At 73.9% G+C, this 1,489-nt stretch carries 1 protein-coding gene; it reads right to left on the bottom strand.

Annotated elements, in window-relative coordinates; all coding sequences use genetic code 11:
- Positions 1 to 293 precede the first annotated feature (293 nt).
- Positions 294 to 1,115 (bottom strand): TIGR03936 family radical SAM-associated protein, encoded by an 822-nt coding sequence (locus B9S61_RS09390; protein ID WP_103541848.1) that lies wholly within the window; start codon positions 1,113 to 1,115, stop codon positions 294 to 296.
- Between the last annotated feature and the right edge of the window lie 374 nt (positions 1,116 to 1,489).

Raw genomic sequence — 1,489 nt, 5'->3', positions numbered from 1 at the left:
GAGCCCTCTGTGGGCTCGATCGGTTCGAGCATGCGGGCGTTTCTCCCGTCAGGCTCCCGAGCGTCGCGCCTGGCCCGGCGATGCCGGTGACGTCCGCGGCTCGCGCGGTGCGCGGTTGCCGCCGTCCGGGGCGCGGGCGCCGCTCGGAAGCTCTCTGTGTCCTGTCTCGCCGGTTCCGTACGCCGAATGCGCACGGCCTGGCGAAAGTCTTCTGGTCGGTGCGCTGCCCGACCCAGGTGGCTCCCGAGTTCGAGGGCGGCGCTTACGACATCCGTCCCTACGCGGAACCTTCCTTACGCCGGCGCCGTCGCGGCGGCAGTGGCACCGGCCGGTTGCGGCTCGGTCGCTGCTGCCTCGCGGTCGGGCGCGAGCGGGTCGGTCACCGTGCCGGTCTCTTCATCGAACAGCCCCTGCGCCAGCCTGGTCACCGCTGCGGGGACCGGCGGCGCCAGGTCGGCCACGGCGCGAAGACCGGACAGGACGTCGTCGGGTCGTACGGCAGGCGTCACGTGCCGAACAACCAGGCGCAGTATCGCACAGGGCCGGTCCGTCGGCCCAGCAAGGAGCGCGGTGTGGGCCTCTCCGGCCGGGCCGGCGCCCGCGTCGGTCCCCGGCAGGTGCGCCTTTGGGGTCTCCAGAGTCACGACCGCGGAGCGGGCGTCGAAGGTACGGATGCCGTTCTTGGTGCGGCGCTGGACCTCCACGGTCTTGGCCGCGTTGAAGGCGTCCACCGCGCGGCGGGCGTCCTCGGGGGTCACCCCGTCCAGCCGCAGTTCCCACACCGAGGCCGTGAGCCGGTCGGCGAGGCCCGATGCGCGGGCCTCCACCGCCTCGACGATGTCGAGCCCGGTGGGCATCGACTCGTCGAGAAGGGCTCTCAGCCGCTCGGCGTCGCGCGGCCGGGTGAGCGCGATCTCCAGGTATTCCGCCTCACTGCCCGTGCCGGTGGGTGCGGCATTGGCGTACGACACCTTCGGATGCGGCGTGAATCCCGCCGAGTACGCCATCGGCACCTCGGCGCGGCGCAGCGCCCGCTCGAAGGCGCGCTGGAAGTCACGGTGGCTGGTGAACCGGAGGCGGCCGCGCTTGGTGTAGCGCAGTCTGATGCGCTGCACCGCGGGTGCGGGCGGCGGGCCTTCGGGCTGTCGCTTGCCCAGTGGATCTTCTCCTCGTTGCACGGAGGCGCGGGGGCGCGCCTCCCTTCTAGCGTACGGCCGTACGACGACGATCCGGCCTGCCCGGCCGGCAACGGGGTCGTGGTCCCACTCAGAGTACGTGCGAGCCGGGACGGCGGTTCCCGGCGGCCCGGGTGTCCCCCCGGCCGCCGGGAGTGGTGTCCGGGACGGCGGTCACCAGGCGGAGGAACGGCCCTCGTCCCGGCCGCCCCCGGGAGCGGCCGGCGGAACGTTTCCTCCGGTGCCCCGGGCCCACGGATCCGCCTGCCCGGGAGGGAAGTCCCCGGCGTACGCGGGAGGCGGCACCGGACGGT

Source organism: Streptomyces sp. SM1 (assembly GCF_002910825.1).
In the GTDB taxonomy this organism is placed as follows: Bacteria; Actinomycetota; Actinomycetes; order Streptomycetales; family Streptomycetaceae; genus Streptomyces; species Streptomyces okerensis.
The sequence above is the reverse complement of the archived record's forward strand: the minus strand, read 5'-3'. Positions and strand labels throughout refer to the sequence as shown.